The organism is Paenibacillus sp., from assembly GCF_031177825.1.
GTDB lineage: Bacteria > Bacillota > Bacilli > Paenibacillales > YIM-B00363 > Paenibacillus_AE.
Window position 1 is genome coordinate 22,454 of record NZ_JAPSKE010000022.1, and the last position, 19,376, is coordinate 41,829.

Consider the following 19,376-nt stretch of genomic DNA (forward strand, 5'->3'; position numbering starts at 1 on the left):
TAATAGATAATTTTTTCGGATTCGAATCGGTGAATCAGGGAGGGGAGCGCAATGTCCGAGAAGAGGAATGGCGAGCGGCGGGAAGGGGATCGTCTCGAGGACGGTTTCGCGAGCCGGGCCGGCGGCCGCGCCGAAGACGGCGCCGGCGATCGCGGCGAAGACCGCGCGGCGGAGCGTCTCGGCGATCGGCTCGGCGCGCTGCAGCGCCGGTTGTTCGTCGGACGCGGCTTCGAGCTGGGCTTCTTCGCCGCCTTCCTCGGCCGCGGTTCGACCCGCGCGGAGCGCGTCGTGAACGTATACGGAGACAGCGGAGTCGGGAAGAGCTTCCTGCTCGATCGGTGGCGGGAGCTCGCCGCGGAACGCGGCCGTGCCGCGGTGTTCGTCGACATCAGGGGAGCGGGGCGAAGCGTAGACGCGGAAGACGCGATTCGCGACGCATGGAGCGGCGCCGCCGACGACGCCGTGCTCGTCTTGGACCACTGCGACGAGTTGGGCGCGGCGGAGCAATGGCTGCGGGAAAGCTTCCTCCCCGGTCTGCGCGCGGACGCGCTCGTCGTCATGGCGAGCCGGCGTCCGCTGGAGGGACCGTGGGCGATCGATCCGGCGTGGCGATCGATGACCGTTCATCTGCGGCTCGAGCCGCTCGGCTACGAGGAGGTCCGCGAATACGCGAGCCGGCTGGGCCTCTCCGACGAAGCGGGCGATTCGCTCTGGGTGCGATCCATGGGCCATCCGCTGGCGATGGCGCTCTGCGGCGCTTCGACGGCGGGCCCCGCGATGCAATCGTACGATTCTCCGGAACAGTGGGACGCGCTCGTGCGCCATTGGGCCGGAGAAGCCGCGAACGAGGCGCTCTCCGAGCTGCTGTCCGCCGCTTCCATCCCGCTTCGCTTCGATCAGGAGGCGCTGTCCGGCATCGTGGGGGAAGACGTGCCCGACCTTCTCTTCGATCGGCTCGTCCGGCTGTCCTTCCTGCGACGGACGGAGCGCGGCTGGGGAATGCACGATACGATCCGCGACGCCTTCCGGCGGTCGCTGCGCGCCCGCAAGCCTTCGACCTTCGAGCGGTGCCGGGAACGCTGGATCTCGCTCGTCGCGGAACGGTTGGAGCGGCGCCTTGGCGGACGCCGGCCGGTCGCGCAGGAGCTCGGCGAGCTGCTGCAATATCTCGGAAGCCCCGTGCTCCGAGCCCATTACCGCCAGTCCGGCTTCTCCGCGAACTACTTGGAGCAAGCGGACGAATCGACGCTGCCCGAAGTCGAAGCGTACCTGCGCCGACGTCGGGATACCGCGAAGCGCGTCCGCATCCGTTGCTCCGATCCGGAGAGCGGTACGCTGTTTCGGTACGACCTGGACGCGGAGCGAAGCCTGCTGCGGCTGACCGGCGTCGATCCGAGACGCTTGCTCGAGTGGGACCGCCGCTCGCTGCGCATCGTGCGCGATCCGGCCGGCGCCGTCGTCGGACTCGTCGCGGCGGTGCCGATCCATCGGGATACGGTTCCGCATCTCCGGGAGTGGATCGTCGCCCGCGCGTATTTCGCTTCGCTGAGCGACGATCGGCTGCGTCCGCTCCTCTCGCCGCCCGAGCGGCCGGCGGGCTGGTATTTGCTGTCCGTGGACATGGACGACTTGGAGCGGGAGGACCGGCGGTCGGATATCGTCCGGATCATGCTGGACGCCGTCTTGACCGGCGGGCTGACGGTCGCTTCGCCGCCTCCGCTGCCGCATTACGAAGAAGTGCATAAGAGCATGGGCTTCGAGACGGTGCCCGGAGCCACCCATTACGATTACGACGGAAGCACGCCGACGGCCACTTATGTCGTAGACGTGCGCGACGAACGGCTGACGGCATGGCTGCGCGGAACGATCGGCCCTTCCGTCGCCCGACGGGAAAAGCCGCTTCGCCAGGAGGGCGAGCGGCAGTTCGACTTCACGCCAAGGGAAGCGGAGGTCGCGAAACATCTCGTGAACGGGGCGACGAACGGACAGATCGCCTCGCGGATGTATATCAGCGAGGCGGCCGTGAAGAAGCATATTCAATCCATGCTGGGCAAGGCCGAGGTGCGCAACCGCACGCAGCTGGTCGCCCGGCTGCTCGAGCGACCCTAATCCGCCAGATCGCGCCTCATCAGCGCGTACCGGAGGATCGCGCCGGCCAGGAGACCCACGGCCGCGAACAGCATCGGACACCAGACCGGTCCGAGCAGCGTGCCGAACAAGCGGAACATCGGGGAATACGTGATGCCGACCGTACCGAAGAAGGCGCAGCCGACGAACGGCAGCGTGTCGTGGCGCCCCAGTCCGCCGCCTGCGTCTTTATACGCGTCGTAGATCGAAAACATATAAACGCAAGGATAAAACATAAGCCATTGGTAATTGACCTGGGCGATCGCGACTTCGATCTCCCCTTGAAAGCTGGATACGATGGCCGAATTTAACTTGGCGCCCATATTAATGAGCACCTCCAGCACGACAAGGACGACGGCTTTCAAGTACTTTCCGTTCAATAATTGCCCGAATCCGGGCAGCGCGACGCACCACAGCAGCATCTCATAGGGAGGGATATTCTTCTTCATGCATTCCGTCCTTATCGTTCGCAAGCGCCTTGCGTATGGCGAGCGGCACACGGGGGATATTATCGGTTACGCCCGAATCACCTGCGCAATTTCCGATATGACGGTAGCATCTGTCAATAAGTGTTAAAATATACTCACCCTTATGTTTCAAGCGCTCCGCTTCGCTCGCTCCGGTATTGCTGCGGCGAAACGCCGAATTCTTTTTTAAACACGCGATAGAAATATGTGTAGCTCGGGAAGCCGGACGTCTCCGCGATGACCTCCAGGGGCGTTTGCGTATACAGCATTCGCTCCAGCGCGACTTTCAGCCGAACTTCTTGGGCGTATTGAATGATGCTTTTCCCGAAAAATTGCTTGTACAGATGCACCGCCCGCGACACGCTGACGTTGCAATGCCGGGCGAGATCCTTGAGCTGGAACAACGTCGTCGCCCGCTCCTCGACGTAATGTTTCATCCGGTACGCGAGGAACGCATTGCCCTTGATCGGGCGCTGCTCCGAGCACAGGCGATCCACGGTCAGACAGACGACGCGCATCAGATAGTCGAGCAGCATCGGAGATTGCTCGGACTGCCGCCGATGCTCCGCGATCATCTGCCGCCACAACGGCACGAGACCCTCGTCCATCGGGACGCGCATCTTGACGGGACGCGGCTTCTGCTTCCACCATTCGTCCACCCACCCCCCGCGGAAAAAGATAAAGTAATCGCCGCTGGCCACCGCGCGGCCGTCCCCTCGTTCCTCTTCCTCGACATGAAGCTCGTAAGGCATATCCGGGGCATACAGCATCAGATCCCCCGGCTCCACCGGCACGAGCGCGCCGCCGATACGGGTCCGGCATCGCCCCTCCGTTTGCAGGCGAAGCAAATAGTGCGTCTGCAGCCCTTCCTTCGCCACCACGTGGAACGGCTTCGTATGGTATGAGTAGGACGCAGACAATACCTCGACGCCTTGCATCCGTTATGCCCTCCTCGTTCGCCAATGTTTCGTTCGTTACCGCAGCGCCTCGAGGCTCTCCTTAGGCGCGTACAACCGCTCGCCCTGCAGCTCCAGCGCGAAGTCGATGCGATCGACCCGGCCCTCCGCGTCGATCGTCCATCCGGCAGCCTCCCGCACGTTCCACTGGAGGCGCTTCTGGCCGACGACGACCGTCGCCGTCTCGCGGACCGCGTCCCAGACGACCGTCGCTCCCGTCTCTTCCGCCCAGGCGCGCAGCGGCACCCGCTCCTCCGACGCCGCGGACAAAATCGCGACGTCCCGCGACGGTTCGACGAGCGCCAGCAGCCGCGCGTGCTCCGCCTCGCTGACGGAGCGGCTCCACTTCGGCTTCGACACCTTGAAGGAGATCGGCCTCGTCTCTTCGGTCAACGCCGCGAATCGGTACCCCTGCTCCTGGAAATACTCGATGATGTCCGGCAGCGCCTTCGCGCTCTCCTCGTGTCCCGCGCCGTCGTGCAGCAGCACGTTCATCTCGTGCGCCAGCTTCGTCCGCTTCACGTTCGCCACGATCTCGGAAGCCGGGACGCCGCGGCGCTTCGAATCGCCGGAATCGACGTTCCAATCGTGGATCTTGTAGCCTGCCTTCTCCAAATAATAGAAGTAGAAAGCGTCGAAGTTTTTCGCCGTGCCGCCGGGCGCCCGCAGCAGCGAGACGCGTTCGCCCGTGATGCGTTCCAAAATATCGTTCGTCCGCTCCGCCTGCTCCCAGAAGGTGGCGAAGCTGCCGTATAAGTCTTCGTATTTATGATCGTATGTATGATTGCCGAGGGCGTGCCCTTCCGAAACGATGCGGCGAATCGTCTCTTCCCGCGCCGCGGCGTGCTCCCCGAGCACGAAGAACGTCGCGGGCACGCCGTATTCCTTCAAGACGTCCAACACCTGCGGCGTCCACTTGGACGGTCCGTCGTCGAACGTCAAATAGACGGTAGGCTGGGAGGGCGCAGCCGGCGAACGCGCCTCGTCCCGCGCCGCGCCGCCGGTCCGGTCGCCGCTCGCGAGCCGTGCGAACAGCTCCGCGGGGTCGACCCAGGCCGCCGGCCGGGCCGCCGGTTCGATCGGCGGCTCGTCGGTCCGCTCGTCGGTCGATGCGACAGTCGGTTCGTCGGCCGGCTTGTCGGTCGGCTCGGCCGTCGGCTCGGACGCCGTCTCCGATTGCGGCTTTGGCTGCGGCTCCGGCCTCGTCGGCGCCGCCTGCTTCGCCGGCTCGACCGTCCGCGCGGCGGGCGCCTCCGGCTTGGCGGACACGTCCGCCGCCTCCTTCGCGGTTTGCGGCCAGAGCATCAACAACAAGCACACCATCGTAAGGAACGCCACCCGCTTCGTCCAAGAACCTATCATTTCCGGTACCCTCCCAGATCATTTCGTAACGATTTGGTAGAGTATATGACCGGTTGATAGGAAATAGACTAGCGTTTCCCGACCGACGACCTTATCGGAGCGGCAGCCACTTCAACACGTCTTGGATTTTCTCGTCCCAGTACCCCCAGCTGTGGTCCCCGGGCCCTTCCTCGTACGTCAGATCCAATCCGGTCCGCCGGCAGGCGTCCCGGAACGCGACGTTATCCGCATAGAGGAAGTCCTCCGTCCCGCACCATTGGTACAGCTTCGGCTTCGGGCCGTCCGCCGCGTCGACCTTCGCGAGCAGCGAGATCACGTCGTGCTCCGTCCCCTCCAGCTCCCGCCCGCCGAATACTAAATCCAGCGACGGCTTGATCCACGGCTCCGGGTTTCGCGTCATCCGGAGCGCGTCGAGCGCGCCCGACAGGCTCGCGGCCGCGGCCAGGCTGTCCGGACGATTGAGCGCCCACTTCATGGCGCCGTAGCCGCCCATCGACAGCCCGGCCGCGAAGTTGTCCTCGCGCGCCGCCGACAGCGGGAAGAACGAGCGGGCGAGCGCCGGAAGCTCCACCGTCAGGAACGTCCAATACCGTCCGCCGTATTCCATATCCGCATAGAAGCTGCGGTGCACGTTCGGCATGACGATCGCAAGGCCCAAGGAAGCGGCGTACCGCTCCACCGACGTGCGGCGCGACCAGATCGTATCGTCGTCCGACAAGCCGTGCAGCAGGTACAGCGTCGGGTACAGCTCGCGCGCGCTTCCCGCGCCGGCCATCCCGATTTGCGTATATGTCTTCTGCGGCAAGATGACCGTCATCGACGTGCTGAGCTGCAGCGCGTCCGAGAAAAAATCGCATCGTAACAAAGCCATGGCGCATTCTCCTTTTTTCCGATTCCGTCAATCGCACTTCGGTTTTATCTTATCACGTTTTGAAGTAAGATGGCTTCAAGGAACTTATTCGGAAAACGAGGAGGCGTCGCTATGGCGCGTTTCGCGGAGCCCGGCGGCTTCGTCCGCAGCTTCGGGCTCGATCGGGAGCGGGTGCCGTCGTTCCGGGCGTACCCGTTCGACATTCCGGCGCTGCGCTACTTAGACCGGCTCGAGCTGCACCCGAAGGTGACGTATATCGTCGGGGAGAACGGCATGGGGAAGTCGACGCTGCTGGAAGCGCTGGCCGTCGCGTGGGGGTTCAATCCGGAAGGCGGCACCGTCAACTTCAACTTCGCGACGGAGCCGTCGCATTCGGCGCTGCACGAATACATCCGTCTCGTGCGCGGCGCGCGCCGGCCGAGGGACGGTTTCTTTTTCCGAGCCGAAAGCTATTACAACGTGGCAAGCCATATCGAAGCGATGGATCGGGAGCCGGGACCCGGAGGGAAAATCATTCACTCCTATGGAGGCAAGTCGCTGCACGCGCAGTCGCACGGCGAGGCGTTCTTCGCGACGTTCCTGCATCGGTTTCGGGGAGACGGGCTGTACGTGCTGGACGAGCCGGAGGCGGCCCTGTCCCCCGTTCGCCAGATGGCGCTGCTCGCCCGCATGCACGATCTCGTGGAGACGGGCTCGCAGTTCATCGTTTCGACGCACTCCCCGATCGTCATGGCGTATCCCGACAGCCTCATCTACTACTTGACCCCGGACGGGATCGACGCGCGGACGCTCGAGGAGACCGACCATTACATCGTTATGAAGGAATTTCTTTCGAATAAAGATCGGATGCTGGCCGAGCTGCTTCGGGACGATTCCGATACAGAATAGCGTGCAGGTGATAGAACGCTGCCGCCAAGACCGACGCCGCCACCGCCACCCAAGCGACGGGCGGCAAGCCTCCCCCGTCGTACAGGAAGCCCATCGCGTAAGGCCCGACGACCCGGCCCACGGAGCCGACGCCGCCGACGATGCCGAGGTACAGCGGCGCCTCCTTCCCTCCGGCCTCCGACAGGAACGCGGGGACGGCCGGCGCGATCAGCATTTCGCCGAACGTGGCGAGGATCATGCCGAGCACCATGCCCGCGTAGCTCGGCACGATCAGGAAGCAAGCGAAGCCCGCCGCGTACAGGACGGCGCTCGCCGTCATCTGGCTCGTGTAGCTTTGCGCGATCGTGCGGCGGAGCAGGCCGATGAGCGGCTGGGCGACGAAGATGAGCACGCCGTTCAGCGTCCAGAGCAGGCCGTACGCCGACTTCGCCATCCCTTCCGAGAGGATGAACGGAGCGACGCCGGAATTCCAGACGGAGTTGCCGGCGTTCAGCGCCAGGCCGGCCACCGCCAGGAACAGATACACCCGGACGTTCGCGAGCGGCGCATAGCCGCCCGTCTTCTTTTTTCGTTCGGCGGAGCGGGCAGGCGCCTCGGCGCCTGTCCTTTTCAAATAGAGTAGGAAGAAGACCGCGAACCCCGCCGAAGTGACGCCGTTCGTCGCGAAGCTGAGCGCGTACGACACTTCCGCAAGGAACCCGCTCGCGGCCGAGCCGACCGCGACGCCGATGTTATTCGCGACGTACACCGCGTTGAACATCTCCGCGCGCCGCTCCGGGAAGCGGAAGCCGATGAACGATTGGATCGCGGGCGACGCCATCGCGTTGAACCAGCCGATCCACCCGAGCAGCGCGACGAACGCCGGCCACGAATGGCCGGCGAACGGCAGCGCGATCAGCCCGGCGCTGACGAGCGAGAGCGACCCGACGACCAGCCGCTTCACGCCGAGCCGATGGTACAACGCGCCGCCGGCCAGCTGGCCGCAGATCGATCCGAGCGCAAAGACGACGAGCGCGAAGCCCGCGTCCGCCATGCTGCGGCCGAGCTCGTCGAACGCATACATAGAGATGAGCGGCCACATCAAGGAGCTGCCGGCGGAGTTGACGAGGCTTGCGATCATAAACACTTGCATGTCTTTCGAAAAATGGCGCAGCGAAGGCAGATTCATAACTGACGGATACTCCGTTTCGTGGATGACCAGTGGTCGAATATTACTCCCAAGAATACTGCCGGCCCGAAGCCGCTGTCAATCGAAAGTCGGCGCAGGGACGTTTTGGTAACCGGTACGCAAACGCGGTATGCTATGGACGAGCTTATTCCGTCGGAGGCGACCTTCATTGAAGATGCATATGATCGGCAACGCCCATCTCGATCCGGTGTGGCTGTGGCAATGGCAAGAAGGCTTTCAAGAAGCGAAGGCGACGTTCCGTTCGGCGCTCGACCGGATCGCCGAGGTCGACGACTTCGTCTTTACGTCGAGCTCGGCGGTCATGTACGAGTGGATCGAGCGGAACGAACCGGCGATGTTCGAAGAGATCCGGCGGCGCGTCGCCGAAGGCCGGTGGGCGCTGTGCGGCGGCTGGTGGCTGCAGCCCGATTGCAACTTGCCCTCGGGCGAATCGTTCGTCCGGCAAGGCTTGTACGGACAGCGATACTTCAAGGAGAAGTTCGGCGTAACCGCGACGGTCGGCTACAATCCGGACAGCTTCGGCCACCACGGCATGCTGCCGCAAATTTTGAAGAAGAGCGGCATGGACTATTACGTCTTCATGCGGCCGCAGCCGCACGAGAAGGAGCTGCCGAGCCGGCTGTTCCGGTGGCGGTCGGACGACGGCTCCGAGGTGCTGAGTTTCCGGATCCCGTTCGAGTATACGCGCTGGGGCAAAGAGCTGGACGAGCATGTGGAGAAGTGCGCCGGCGAGCTGCCGAACGCGTTCGGCCACGTGATGTGCTTCTACGGCGTCGGCAACCATGGCGGCGGGCCGACGAAGGAAAATTTGGCAAGCATCGCGTCTCTGAGCGGCCGAGACGGCCTGCCGGAGCTGACGCTCAGCGATCCGGTCCGGTATTTCGCCGAGGTCGATCCGTCCTGGCCGATTCCCGTCGTGCGCGACGAGCTGCAGATGCATGCGGTCGGCTGCTATTCCGTTCATTCCGGGATCAAGCGGTGGAATCGCGAAGCGGAAAACAAGCTGCTCGTCGCGGAGAAATTCGCGTCCGTCGCGAAGGACGTCGCGGGGCAGCCGTATCCGGCGGACTTCGAAGCCGCGTGGCGGCATGCGATGTTCAATCAGTTCCACGACATTCTCGCCGGAACGAGCATCGAGCCCGCGTACGACGACGCGCGCGACATGCACGGCTACGCCATGACGATCGCGTCGACCGGGCTCAACTACGCCCTGCAGGCGCTCTCGTGGCGCATCGGCATTCCGGCGGAGGACGGCATGGTGCCGATCGTCGTCTTTAACCCGAACGCGTGGCCGGTCCGCGCCGAGGCGGCGCTGCAGTTCGGCCATCCCGGCCTCGTCGGCAAGAGCTTCCTGCGCGGCGACGAAATTCTGCTCGACGACGAAGGCCGGCGCGTGCCGATGCAGGTCGTCCAGTCGCTCGCGACGACCCGCTTCCGGCAGCGCATCGCCTTCATGGCCGACGTGCCCGCGCTCGGCTACCGCGTGTACCGCGTCGTCGCCGACGCGTCCGCGCCGGAGCTGCCGGCCGCCGCGGAGGCGACGCCGACGTCGGTCGAGAACGACCGGTACCGGCTCGTCCTCGATCCGGCGACGGGCTGGATCGCGTCGCTGTACGACAAGCGCTCCGGCGTCGAAGCGTTCTCCGGCCCGGCGGCGCGTCCCGTCGTCCTGCACGATCCGAGCGACACGTGGGGCCACAACATGACGCGGTACATTGATGAAATCGGCGTCTTCGCGGCGCGCTCCGTTCGGCTCGTCGAGCACGGGCCGGTCAAGTCCGTCCTGCGCGTCGTCTCCGCATACGGCCGCTCGACGCTGACGCAGGACTTCATCGTCCGCGCCGGCGTCGACGGAATCGAGGTCGCCGTCGTCGTCGACTGGCACGAGCGGTTCAAGATGCTCAAGCTGCGCTTCCCCGTCGGCGTCGCGAATCCGGTAGCCACGTACGAGATCCCGTACGGCCACATCGTTCGGGAGACGGACGGCGACGAGGAGCCGGGACAGAACTGGATCGACGTCTCCGGCGCGGCGCTCGGCGGCGACGGCGGCGTCTACGGCGTCAGTCTGCTGAACGACGGCAAGTACGCCTTCGACGTGCGCGGCGCGGAGATGAGCATGACCGTGCTGCGCTCCCCGATCTATGCGCATCACATCCCGGGCCCGATCGAGGAGGGCAAGGATTACGCGTTCATCGACCAAGGCGTGCAGCGGTTCTCCTACGCCCTGCTGCCGCATCGCGGCACATGGAAGGACGCCGGCGCGGCGCGGCATGCCGCGGAGCTGAATCAGCGCGTCATTCCGCTGATGGAGACGTACCACGACGGCCCGCTGCCGCAGGCCGCTTCATACGTCTCGGTCAACCGCGACGCGCTCGTCGTCTCCGCGATCAAGAAAGCCGAGGACGGGGACGACCTGATCGTCCGCTGCTACGAGGCGCACGGAGAGCCCGCGGCCGGCGCGGAAATTTCGCTCCCGCACCTCGGCCGCGTCATCCGCGCCGACTTCGGCCCGTGCGAAATCAAGACGTTCCGCGTCCCGGTCGATCCCGCCTCGGCGATCGTCGAGACGAATTTGATCGAAGGGGCGTAACGAACGAATCCCCCGCCGCGGTCTCGCGACCGACGGCGGGGGATTTTTCGCGATTTATACGGAAACCCTCCCGTCCAGAGTGGCTTCCTTCTCCGAATCGATCGATTATACGGGAGCTTTTCCCTCTCATCCCCTCCGCGGTCAATCGGCGGCGGCGGGGTATTCCTCGGCGCCGTCCTTCGTGACGCGGTACTGCATCAGCTCGCCGTCCTTCATGGAGTAGACGGAATAGGCGTCCGCCGTCGGATCGTCCCCGAATTCGACGACGAGCTGCGCGAGCATGTTCTCTTCGGCGAAGCCCTGCGCATCGATCGAGATGACCTTCTCGTCGTACGCGTACCCTTCGGTCCCGAAGTCATACCGCCAAATCAAGTAGTTCATGTCGTCGACCTGCGCCGCCGGCTCGCCGTACAGCGCCTTGACGTCGTCCGTCGAGCGTCCGATCAGGTCCTCGGCCTTCAAGCGCTCCGGCACATCCGCCGCCGGTCCTCCCGCGGCGGGCTCTTCGGCGGCCGGCTCCTGTACGGGCAGCGGTTCGGCTTCCGGCGGTTCCGCGGCCGGCTGCTCCGGCGCGGGCTGTTTCTGCGACGGCTGCTCCGTCGGAGCCTTCGACGCCTCCTTCGGCTCCTCCGCCGCGCAAGCCGCGAGCCCCGCCGCCAGCAATCCGATCATCATGGCATATCCGATGTTTTTCATGCGTATGTCTCTCCTCTTCCGATCTCCCTAAGGGTTCTCTGTAATATAAAACTCCTTCATCATCAGCTGGAAGCGCGCGCCGTAGCCCTCTTCCGCTTCCAAGAAATACTTCTGCTTCGCCACGAACGCGCCGCCGGCGCCGTCGTCGATCGCCAGGTACCTCACGACCGGGTCGTTCCAGGCCAGCCCGCCCGTGCCGCCGACCGCGTATATCTCCCAGCCGCCGGTCGGAAATTCGACCTTGCGGGGACCGAGCACGGTCGGCTCTCGCTCGACCGAGGCGGCCAGCGCCTTCGCGACATCGGCCGGCGCCCCGGCCGTATGCGAAATTTCCATATACACTTCCGGGTATGCGGGTCCCGGCGCTTCGACGGGTACGATCCGGTCGACGCCGTCGACGCGGTCCATGCGGAATCGCGCTTCGTCGAAGTAGATGACGTATCCCGCCGCCCCTTCTTGCAGCTCGACCTCCGTCGTTTCGGGTTGCCCCTCCAGCGGCTCCTCGACCGTCTTCTGCGGGGCGAACCACGACTTCACCTCGGCGACGAGCGCTCGCCCCGGAGGCGCCGCGGCGAGGAACGCCCCCAGCGTCAAGACCGCCGCGGCCGAAACGACGGCGGCGCGGCGCAGGCGGCGGCGCCGGACGGGTGGGGCTGCTTGCGCCTTCACGGCCTCCTCGCGGTCGGACGGCTCCGCCGCGATCCGCTCGGCGATCCGCGACCATACGTCTTCCTGCATCCGGGAGGCCGGTTCGGTCGCCTTGCGCAAGCTCGCTTTCAACCGTTCGTCGAATGCGTCAGCCATACCCGTTCCCCCCTCCGTCCCGGATCATCCGCGTCCTCAGCTTCTTCTTCCCCTTGTGCAGCCTCGATTTCACCGTGTTCAAATTCAGTCCCATGACGTCCGCGATCTCCCGATCCGTCAAGTCGTTGACGTATTTCAGAACGATCGGAAGACGGAACGGCTCCTCCAGCTCCCGCACCAGCCGGTATAAGGCGTCCTCTTCCTCGAACGCGTACGTATCGCGCTCCGCCGGCAAATGCCGCGACTCGTCGAGCTCCATCGGAATCGCCTTCGCCAGCTTCTTCAGGCTTCGATTGCACTCGTTGATCAGGATCGCGTGAAACCACGACCGGAACGGCCTCGATTCATCGTAAGACCCGATATGGCGATACACCCGGACGAACGTCTCCTGCACCGCGTCCGCCGCCGTCATCCGGTCGAAGACGACCGCGTGCGCCGTTCGCAGCGCGCCGTCGGCGTAGAGACGGTAGAGAGCCTCGAACGCATCGCCGTCTCCCGCCTTGATGTTCCGTACGAGCTCCTGTTCCTCCACCGCGCCTCCTCCGTTTCTTCGCCGAGCGTCCTTACACTTAGGTAATACCCTGCGACCCCGAAACAAAGTTTTCGTTCCAGAAAAAAAAAAGACGCCTCTCGGCGTCGGGCAGGATCCGCCCCGCGAATTACGAATCCGCGAGGCGCGCGAGAATCAAATACAAACAAGCGGCGTTCACGACCGCGAGCGCGGGCACGCCGAGCACGAAGCTCATATGCTTCGTCTTATGCCGGAACGCCAGCATCCCCGCCCAGACGCCTAACGCGCCGCCGACCGCCGCGTACGTGAAGAGGCGCCGCTCCGATACGCGCCATCGGCTTCGACGGGATTGCTCCTTGTCGTGCTTCATCAGGAAAAACCCGACGACGTTCACGAGCGCGAGGTAAATCCAGACGTACTTCACGGCAGATGCTCCCGGCAGAACGCCTCGATCGCCTCCAATTCCTCCGCCTCCAGCTCGAATTCGAGATATTTCTCGGTAGAGCGCTCCAGCAGCTCGTACTTCACGATGCCCGACCGCGCCTCCTCGACGCCGTAGACGACCCGGACGGAGAGGCCCTGCTCCGAATACAGCTCGTCGTCCTCCTCCACCTCGAGGTCCAAATAAAACTCGTACCGCGCTCCGGGCAAGATGCCGAACGGGTCCTTAATCTGCTCCGCGCTGAACGCGCTGATTTCCACCATGGGACCGACTTCCTTTCCGTCTTGTCTCTCCATTATAGCCCATGACCGTTCGCGCTTCATCTTCATACGTTAGCAATAGCTAGGGACAGTTCGACGGGAGGAAGGAGTGGGTCGGCATGGCGGGAAAATCGGGAGCGGCGAAACGGAGAACCATCTCGTACCATAATACGCTCCAATGGTACACGCGCATCGTCACGTCCGAGACGTGCGCTGCATGCAAAAGTCAATGCGCTCGGGGCATCGAATACATGGAGCATATGAGCAAGCCGGGCGCCGTCGGCCGCGGCGTGCCTTGCATATTGACCGCGTATAAGATTTCCACGAAGTAAGGTGGAGTAAGGATCCTGCCCGGCGCCTTCCGCCGGGCATCCGCCGCTTGCATCCCCTTCCGAAACATGCGACCAAAGTCACATTTCCCCCTGTCGATAGGAGCAAGTATTGAAACCCCGGCCGGAACCCGGTATGATATATAGATAAATTCCATAATTCGGTTGAATGAGCCAGAAAGAATGCTGGACATAAGCCAAATAGCAGCGGTCGAACGACCGCGAACTATTTGGCTTTTTTATTTTCGCGAAAGGTTGGTCGACATGTCGTTGGATCGGAAGGATACCGCGCTGCTTGAACATGCCTTTACGCACGCGCCCATCGGTAAGGCGTTGGTCGGACTCGACGGGCGCTGGATGCAAGTGAATCGTTCGCTGTGCGTGCTGCTCGGGTATTCCGAACAGGAATTGCTAACGCACACGTTCCAAACCGTCACGCACCCCGACGACCTGCACTTGGACGAACGCAACGTACAGCGTCTGCTCGCCGGACATGCCGATTCGTACCGCATCGAGAAGCGATACCTCACGCGCTCGGGCGACGTCGTCTGGGCGATTCTAAGCGTATCCCTCGTCCGTTCGCCGGAGGGGGCCCCGCTCTTCTTCGTGTCCCAAATCCAGGATATTACGGAGCGAAAGCAGCTGGAGCAGGTCAATCAAGAGAGCGAGCGGCTGTTCCGGTTGCTGGCGGAGCATTCGGCGGATATCATCGCGAGACTTTCGCCCGATCACGTGTGCTTGTACGTCTCCCCCTCGTGCGAACGGATTCTAGGGTACGCGCCGGAGGAGCTCATCGGCGTTTCCGCGTACGAATTCATCCATCCCGACGACGCGAAGTCGCTGCGGGAAGGGACGTATTTCCCTCCCGACGGCACGGACGAGCGGCTCCTCGTTTTTCGGACCCGCCGGAAGGACGGCGCGTACGTATGGCTGGAAACCAGCTTCAACGCGCTGCGGGACGAGACCGGCGCCGTTCGGGAGACGATCAGCGTGCTCCGGGACGTTACCTTGCAGAGGCGCTATATCGAAGAGAATGATCGGCTTCGCCACCACCGGGAGCGGATCGAAGAAGATCTGGAGCGCAGCGAAGACAACTACCGCAGGTTGGTGGAGGATTTCCCGGAAGCGATCGTGTTGGCGAAGGGCGAACGTTGGATGTACGCGAACGACGCCGCGGCGCGGCTGCTCGGCGCCTCCAAGGAGGAGCTGCTCCGGCGCAACGTGTACGATACTGTGCATCCGGAGTTCCATGACCGCATCCGGCTGCGCATGGAACGCGTGGAAGGCCGCCGGGAGCCGCTCGAGTCGATGGAAGAGAAGCTCGTCCGTATGGACGGCCGGATCATCGACGTCGAGATCGCCTGCATTCCGGCCGTCTACAGGAAGGTCGAGATGCAATGCCTCCTCATTCGCAACATTACGGAGCGGAAGCAGACGCAGGAGCTGATCGTCCATTCGGAGAAGCTCGCCGTCGCGGGGCAATTCGCCGCGGCGATCGCGCATGAAATCCGCAACCCGCTGACGGCCATCAAGGGCTTCATGCAGCTCCTGATGCGCGATATGACGACGGACAAATCCCGATTCTTCGACGTCATCTTCGCGGAGATGAATCGGATCGAGATGATTACGAACGAGCTTCTCATCTTGGCGAAGCCGCAGCTAATCAAGTTCACGAAGAAGGACGTCCGCTTCCTGATGCAGCAGGTCGTCTCCTTCATGGACGCCCAAGCGAATATGAACAACGTGCTCATTCAAGTCGACTACGGAACCGGCGACTTGGTCGCGTCCTGCGACGAAAATCAATTGAAGCAGGTGTTCATTAATTTCATCAAGAATGCCATCGAAGCGATGCCGGACGGCGGCATCATCAAAATTCGGATGCGTCGATCGGCCGGGAACGTCGCGGAAATCCGATTCATCGACCAAGGCGTCGGCATCTCGGAGGAGGAGCTCGCGAAGCTCGGAGAGCCGTTCTTCACGACGAAGGAGTCGGGCACCGGGCTCGGGCTGATGGTGACGAAGCGAATCGTGCAGCAACACGGCGGCGACGTCCGATTCCGCAGCAAGCTGGGCGAAGGCACGACCGTCGAGCTGTCGCTTCCCATCGCGTGAAGAAGAGAGGGAGCATCCTCCGTCCGTCGGAGGATGCTCCCTCTCTTCTTCACTGCGGTTCCCGCCGTCCGCCCGAGGGCCGGCCGCGCTCGCGTCGATCGGACGGAAACCGAGGCTCAGCGTCAAGGCGGCGTCGCCGTCCCACAGTAATCCGGGTTCGGCGACGCAGGATCGTACGTCCCGTCGGGAAGCCCCTCGAACGGCTGCCGGAGCTGCGCGCCGGAGGCGTCCCATTACGGCAGCGCATTGATCTGCGCGACGGTGAAGCCTTGCTCGCCGCGATGCGTTACGTAACGCTGCCATTCTTCGAGCGTCGCGTGCGCCGGCGCCGACCATACGGTATCGCCGAGCCAGAAGAACGGCGTGCCGTCGGCGTGCGCGAACGCCCGGCCGGATTTATGCACGCCGACGAAGCCGTGACGGTACAGCGGGCGCTCCCCTCGTACGGCTCGACGTCGAAGGCGCCTTCCTTGCCGCCGAGACCGCCGTCCGCCGAGTTCGAGCTCCAGCGCCAAGGGCCGGCTTCATCGGGCGCGAAGCGGACGAGCCACCTCCGCCCCTCGGCCCAGAACCCCGCGCCTCCAAGCGACGGCCGCCCGGCGAGACGAATGCGACGGTCATGGCGAGCTCCGCGCAAGGGCGGCCCGCCTCCCGCTCCGCCTCGAACGTCAGCTCGATCGCGTTCCATACCTGGAGTCGATTCCCCATGTCCAGACTCCCCCCTCGTTTAAAACACGGTGTTGCCTTGGAACAGCTCGAACACCTTCGCCTGCCGCTCCGCCTCGAGGCCCCGCCCGTCGCACAGCGCGGCGTTCATGCGCAGCGCGTCCAGCGTGGCGACGCCGCTGAGCGTCACATGAATATCCGGATTTGCGAAGCTGAAGCGCATCGCCGGCTCGATCAGCCCGCCCGGACCGTCCTTCGTCCGAAGGAAGTCCAGCTTGGCGATCCCTTCGGCCGCCCGCCGCACCGTCTCCTCGCCGAGGAAGGAGGCCGGCGTCTCCGCCAGGATGCCCATGCCGAGCACGCTGCCGTTAATGACGCCGAGATTCATCTCGCGGGCGAGCGGCAGCAGCGCGTCCTTCGCGGAATGGTCGAGCAGCATGTACCGCGCGTAGAACTGCACCGCGTCGAACGCTTCCGTGCGCATGAACCGCATCAACAAATCCAGAACCTTCGTGCTCACGCCGAGGAACCGGACCTTGCCGTCCTCGCGAAGCTTCCGCAGCGCCGGGATCGCTTCCTCGATAATGAGCTCGTACGGCTGGGTATCGACGTCGTGCAGCTGCACGAGATCGAGCCGGTCCGTCCGCAGCCGCGCGAGGCTGTCTTCCACGGACTGTATGATCGTCTTATAGTCGTATCGCATGTCGCTGCGCGCCGCTTTCGAGGCGAGCACGACCCGCTCGCGGCGGCCGCCGGCGAGCGCCCGGCCGATGCGGCGCTCCGACTCGCCCCTCCCGTACAGCGGGGCGGTGTCGATGAAGTTGACGCCGAGGTCGATCGCCTCGTGAATGACGCGCTGCACCTCGTTCTCGTCCGTCTTGCCGAAGTCGCCGGCGAGGGGGGCGCCGCCGAGTCCCATTTTCGAAACGGTCAGTCCCGTCTTGCCGAATGTCGTATATTCCATGGCGGGTCACTCCTTGTTTGCGAATGTGCGCACCGGGTGCTCCCGCACGCCCGGCGCTTCATGTACGTCACGCCTCAATCCCATCGATTCGAACGGCAGCGGCTCGAAGCCGAGCGCGAACGCCGGACTGTCCGGCAGCAGCGCATGCGGCTCCGGCCCGGCCGCGTCGAACCGCGGGTCCGCCTCGACGCTGCCCCGCTCGTAGCCGAGCGACTGCCACGACGCGAACGGCAGGAACCGCTCCTCCTCCCGGTTCGTAACGCGCACCGTCGCCGGCTTGCCGTACAGCCAGACGAGGTTGTTCTCCCATACGTTCGTATCCAAGTCGAGCCGCCCGTCCTTGTCGAGCGCCGTATCGAATCGATACAGCACGGCCTGGGCGCCGCCCGAGGCGAAGATGTTGCGCCGAACTTCGTTGTGGCGCAGCCCGAGGCCTCGCGTCCGCAGCGTCTCGTACTCCTTCTCCTCGCGCCACCTCCGGAACTTGGCGACCTCCTTGGACGTGTCCAGGAACATGTTGTTTTCCACCTTGTTTTCCTTGCCGGCATGCAGGTAGAGCCCGCCTCCGGGCGTTCGGTACGTCACGTTGCCGTACACCTCCACCCCGCTCGTGTAGTCGTCGAGGTAGATGCCGAAGGCGAAGGAGGGCGACATCCAGACGCCGTTCTCCGCGTGGTAGCCCAAAATATCGTGAATGCGGTTGTATCGGATTTTCGTGCCGAACATCGTCCAATCCCGGTCCACCAAGTAGATCGCGGCGGTGTCGCTCGTCTCGACGTTGACGTGCCGGATGTGATTGTATTCGATGACGTTGCGGTTTCCCCGCGACTGGATGCCCCAGCGCGGACCGTCATGGATCAGGTTGTTGGCGACGCGGATGCCGACCCCGTTGATCGAGATGCCGGCGACGCTCTTCGTCTCCGTCCCGATATGATGCACATAATTGTTCGTCGCTTCGTGACCGCACGGGTCGTACCGGCCGGCGAACGGGCTGCGCACGCCGCCGGAGACGTACATGCCGTGGCTGCCGGTCTCGTAAATATCGCAATCCGCTACGACGTTGCGCTTCCCGCCGAGGACGGTGACGCCGGCCGCGCCCGTGTATCGAACGATGCAGCGCGAGAGGCGGCACTCCGACACGTCGCGAAGCAGCGCGGCCGTCCCGGCGCAGCCCTCGAGGGTCAAACCCTCGAACGACACGTACCCGCGGCCGACTCGCTGCGGCATCCGTTCGGCATGGTGGATGTACGTGCCCGACTCCCGCCAATCGATCTTCTCCGTATATAAATCTTCCGTTTGCTCCGGCGCCCCGCGCAGCTCGATCAAGTGCGCCGCCGTCGGCACGTACACTTCGACGTCTTCGCAAGCGACCGGCGCGGGCGGATAGAAGTACAGCATGTCCGCGTCCTTGTCCAAGTACCATTCCCCGGGCTCGGTCAGCTCCTCCCGTACGTTGCGGAAGTAAAACCGGTCGCCCGGATAAATCTCGTACGTCGCCGGCCGAGATAAGAGGACTTCGCCCGTGGCGGGGTCGTAACCGCTCAGCGGGATCATGTCGTTATTCCAGTTGAACCTCGGGAAGATGAACAGTTCGACCCGATCCAAGGCGGACCACGATTGCAACCTCGGGTCGCGGCAGACGAACCGGTCTTTCTGTCCGTGCCCGCCTTCGTACATGTCCACAGGGTCGCCTTCGACGTACAGCCATCCGCCGCCGTACGGATTGTCCGCTTGAAAGCTCGGATACCGAGCGATCCGCTGCTTCTCCCCCCGATACAGCAGCTGCGAGAACCGGAGCCCCGCATGGCCGGCCGCCGCCAGATCGAGTCTGACGATCCCGCCTTCCTGCGGCTCGAAGCCCTTCAGGCGAATGCCGCCGGTCACGACCGCCTCGCCGTCGCCGGCGGCGCGGAAGACGACCGGCCGATCCTCGTCGCCCAGGTCGTCGCCCGTCAGCAGCAGCCCCTCCGGCGTCGAGTATTCGCCTCCGTGCAGGAGCACCTCGATGGCCCCCGTCTCCCGTCCGTCGCGTCGCAGCTCGCGGATGCGGGCCGCCGCCCCTTGCAGCGTTCGCAGCGGCGCGGCGGCCGAGCCGTCCGCGTCGTCTCTCCCGCCGGGGGCGAGATGCAGCGTATCATCCAT

General features: G+C 64.2%; 18 protein-coding genes and 1 pseudogene. 5 read left to right on the forward strand and 14 right to left on the reverse strand.

Annotated features, from left to right (window positions below; translation table 11 throughout):
• Positions 1–51: 51 nt before the first annotated feature.
• Positions 52–2,109 carry a LuxR C-terminal-related transcriptional regulator gene (locus RIN49_RS21085; RefSeq protein ID WP_309122125.1) on the forward strand — a complete coding sequence of 686 codons (2,058 nt, stop codon included), beginning with the start codon at positions 52–54 and terminating at the stop codon, positions 2,107–2,109.
• Here RIN49_RS21085 and RIN49_RS21090 read toward each other — a convergent pair.
• The 4 genes from RIN49_RS21090 to RIN49_RS21105 all read right to left on the reverse strand — a co-directional run bounded on the left by RIN49_RS21090 (position 2,106) and on the right by RIN49_RS21105 (position 5,783).
• The gene (locus tag RIN49_RS21090) at positions 2,106–2,576 is read right to left on the reverse strand and encodes a hypothetical protein (protein WP_309122126.1); all 471 of its coding nucleotides are present in this window, start codon (positions 2,574–2,576) and stop codon (positions 2,106–2,108) included. The two genes, RIN49_RS21085 and RIN49_RS21090, sit on opposite strands and share 4 nt — an antisense overlap.
• A 140-nt stretch (positions 2,577–2,716) precedes the next feature.
• On the reverse strand, positions 2,717–3,532 hold the full coding sequence (locus RIN49_RS21095; protein WP_309122127.1) for a helix-turn-helix transcriptional regulator: 816 nt from the start codon (positions 3,530–3,532) through the stop codon (positions 2,717–2,719).
• Between the two features lie 36 nt (positions 3,533–3,568).
• The gene (locus RIN49_RS21100) at positions 3,569–4,912 is read right to left on the reverse strand and encodes a polysaccharide deacetylase family protein (RefSeq protein ID WP_309122128.1); all 1,344 of its coding nucleotides are present in this window, start codon (positions 4,910–4,912) and stop codon (positions 3,569–3,571) included.
• A gap of 91 nt (positions 4,913–5,003) precedes the next feature.
• Entirely contained in the window at positions 5,004–5,783 is a 780-nt protein-coding gene (locus RIN49_RS21105) for an alpha/beta hydrolase (RefSeq protein WP_309122129.1), read from the reverse strand.
• A 111-nt stretch (positions 5,784–5,894) separates the two neighbouring features.
• On the opposite strand from RIN49_RS21105, the gene RIN49_RS21110 reads away from it, so the two are divergent.
• Positions 5,895–6,671 carry an AAA family ATPase gene (locus tag RIN49_RS21110; RefSeq protein WP_309122130.1) on the forward strand — a complete coding sequence of 259 codons (777 nt, stop codon included), beginning with the start codon at positions 5,895–5,897 and terminating at the stop codon, positions 6,669–6,671.
• Here the strand turns inward: RIN49_RS21110 and RIN49_RS21115 are convergent.
• Positions 6,598–7,839 carry an MFS transporter gene (locus tag RIN49_RS21115; protein ID WP_309122131.1) on the reverse strand — a complete coding sequence of 414 codons (1,242 nt, stop codon included), beginning with the start codon at positions 7,837–7,839 and terminating at the stop codon, positions 6,598–6,600. The genes RIN49_RS21110 and RIN49_RS21115 overlap by 74 nt on opposite strands.
• Before the next feature lie 175 nt (positions 7,840–8,014).
• On the opposite strand from RIN49_RS21115, the gene RIN49_RS21120 reads away from it, so the two are divergent.
• Positions 8,015–10,450, forward strand: coding sequence for an alpha-mannosidase (locus RIN49_RS21120; protein WP_309122182.1), 2,436 nt, complete (start codon positions 8,015–8,017; stop codon positions 10,448–10,450).
• 141 nt (positions 10,451–10,591) lie between these two features.
• On the opposite strand, the gene RIN49_RS21125 is transcribed toward RIN49_RS21120, so the two are convergent.
• The 5 genes from RIN49_RS21125 to RIN49_RS21145 form a co-directional block, all read right to left on the reverse strand.
• On the reverse strand, positions 10,592–11,146 hold the full coding sequence (locus RIN49_RS21125; protein WP_309122132.1) for a hypothetical protein: 555 nt from the start codon (positions 11,144–11,146) through the stop codon (positions 10,592–10,594).
• Between the two features lie 27 nt (positions 11,147–11,173).
• Complete coding sequence (locus RIN49_RS21130) at positions 11,174–11,950, reverse strand: hypothetical protein (protein ID WP_309122133.1); 777 nt, start codon at positions 11,948–11,950, stop codon at positions 11,174–11,176.
• A complete protein-coding gene (locus RIN49_RS21135) occupies positions 11,943–12,482 on the reverse strand; it encodes an RNA polymerase sigma factor (RefSeq protein WP_309122134.1) in 540 nt (179 codons plus the stop codon). The genes RIN49_RS21130 and RIN49_RS21135 overlap by 8 nt, the downstream gene beginning before the upstream one ends.
• A 127-nt stretch (positions 12,483–12,609) precedes the next feature.
• Positions 12,610–12,885: a DUF1294 domain-containing protein gene (locus tag RIN49_RS21140; protein ID WP_309122135.1), complete on the reverse strand. Its 276-nt coding sequence runs from the start codon at positions 12,883–12,885 to the stop codon at positions 12,610–12,612.
• A complete protein-coding gene (locus tag RIN49_RS21145) occupies positions 12,882–13,166 on the reverse strand; it encodes a DUF6509 family protein (protein ID WP_309122136.1) in 285 nt (94 codons plus the stop codon). Before RIN49_RS21145 ends, RIN49_RS21140 begins: the two co-directional genes overlap by 4 nt.
• 116 nt (positions 13,167–13,282) lie before the next feature.
• On the opposite strand from RIN49_RS21145, the gene RIN49_RS21150 reads away from it, so the two are divergent.
• Positions 13,283–13,495 (forward strand): hypothetical protein, encoded by a 213-nt coding sequence (locus RIN49_RS21150; protein ID WP_309122137.1) that lies wholly within the window; start codon positions 13,283–13,285, stop codon positions 13,493–13,495.
• A gap of 261 nt (positions 13,496–13,756) precedes the next feature.
• Positions 13,757–15,604 carry a PAS domain S-box protein gene (locus tag RIN49_RS21155; protein WP_309122138.1) on the forward strand — a complete coding sequence of 616 codons (1,848 nt, stop codon included), beginning with the start codon at positions 13,757–13,759 and terminating at the stop codon, positions 15,602–15,604.
• 233 nt (positions 15,605–15,837) lie between these two features.
• Here RIN49_RS21155 and RIN49_RS21160 read toward each other — a convergent pair whose 3' ends face one another.
• From RIN49_RS21160 to RIN49_RS21170, 4 genes and pseudogenes are all read right to left on the reverse strand, one after another.
• Positions 15,838–16,119 (reverse strand): apiosidase-like domain-containing protein, encoded by a 282-nt coding sequence (locus RIN49_RS21160; RefSeq protein ID WP_309122139.1) that lies wholly within the window; start codon positions 16,117–16,119, stop codon positions 15,838–15,840.
• Positions 16,120–16,136: 17 nt separating this feature from the next.
• Positions 16,137–16,292 (reverse strand): annotated as a pseudogene (locus RIN49_RS28865) (hypothetical protein); the annotation flags it as partial.
• A 39-nt stretch (positions 16,293–16,331) separates the two neighbouring features.
• A complete protein-coding gene (locus RIN49_RS21165; protein WP_309122140.1) occupies positions 16,332–17,234 on the reverse strand; it encodes an aldo/keto reductase in 903 nt (300 codons plus the stop codon).
• Between the two features lie 6 nt (positions 17,235–17,240).
• Entirely contained in the window at positions 17,241–19,376 is a 2,136-nt protein-coding gene (locus RIN49_RS21170) for a right-handed parallel beta-helix repeat-containing protein (protein WP_309122141.1), read from the reverse strand.

Coding starts and splice junctions, on each gene's coding strand:
- RIN49_RS21130 (WP_309122133.1), bottom strand. CDS start 11,950: ATGGCTGACGCATTCGACGAACGGTTGAAAGCGAGCTTGCGCAAGGCG.
- RIN49_RS21115 (WP_309122131.1), bottom strand. CDS start 7,839: ATGAATCTGCCTTCGCTGCGCCATTTTTCGAAAGACATGCAAGTGTTT.
- RIN49_RS21090 (WP_309122126.1), bottom strand. CDS start 2,576: ATGAAGAAGAATATCCCTCCCTATGAGATGCTGCTGTGGTGCGTCGCG.
- RIN49_RS21125 (WP_309122132.1), bottom strand. CDS start 11,146: ATGAAAAACATCGGATATGCCATGATGATCGGATTGCTGGCGGCGGGG.
- RIN49_RS21105 (WP_309122129.1), bottom strand. CDS start 5,783: ATGGCTTTGTTACGATGCGATTTTTTCTCGGACGCGCTGCAGCTCAGC.
- RIN49_RS21165 (WP_309122140.1), bottom strand. CDS start 17,234: ATGGAATATACGACATTCGGCAAGACGGGACTGACCGTTTCGAAAATG.
- RIN49_RS21095 (WP_309122127.1), bottom strand. CDS start 3,532: ATGCAAGGCGTCGAGGTATTGTCTGCGTCCTACTCATACCATACGAAG.
- RIN49_RS21150 (WP_309122137.1), top strand. CDS start 13,283: ATGGCGGGAAAATCGGGAGCGGCGAAACGGAGAACCATCTCGTACCAT.
- RIN49_RS21120 (WP_309122182.1), top strand. CDS start 8,015: ATGCATATGATCGGCAACGCCCATCTCGATCCGGTGTGGCTGTGGCAA.
- RIN49_RS21145 (WP_309122136.1), bottom strand. CDS start 13,166: ATGGTGGAAATCAGCGCGTTCAGCGCGGAGCAGATTAAGGACCCGTTC.
- RIN49_RS21100 (WP_309122128.1), bottom strand. CDS start 4,912: ATGATAGGTTCTTGGACGAAGCGGGTGGCGTTCCTTACGATGGTGTGC.
- RIN49_RS21155 (WP_309122138.1), top strand. CDS start 13,757: ATGTCGTTGGATCGGAAGGATACCGCGCTGCTTGAACATGCCTTTACG.
- RIN49_RS21170 (WP_309122141.1), bottom strand. CDS start 19,376: ATGGATGATACGCTGCATCTCGCCCCCGGCGGGAGAGACGACGCGGAC.
- RIN49_RS21085 (WP_309122125.1), top strand. CDS start 52: ATGTCCGAGAAGAGGAATGGCGAGCGGCGGGAAGGGGATCGTCTCGAG.
- RIN49_RS21110 (WP_309122130.1), top strand. CDS start 5,895: ATGGCGCGTTTCGCGGAGCCCGGCGGCTTCGTCCGCAGCTTCGGGCTC.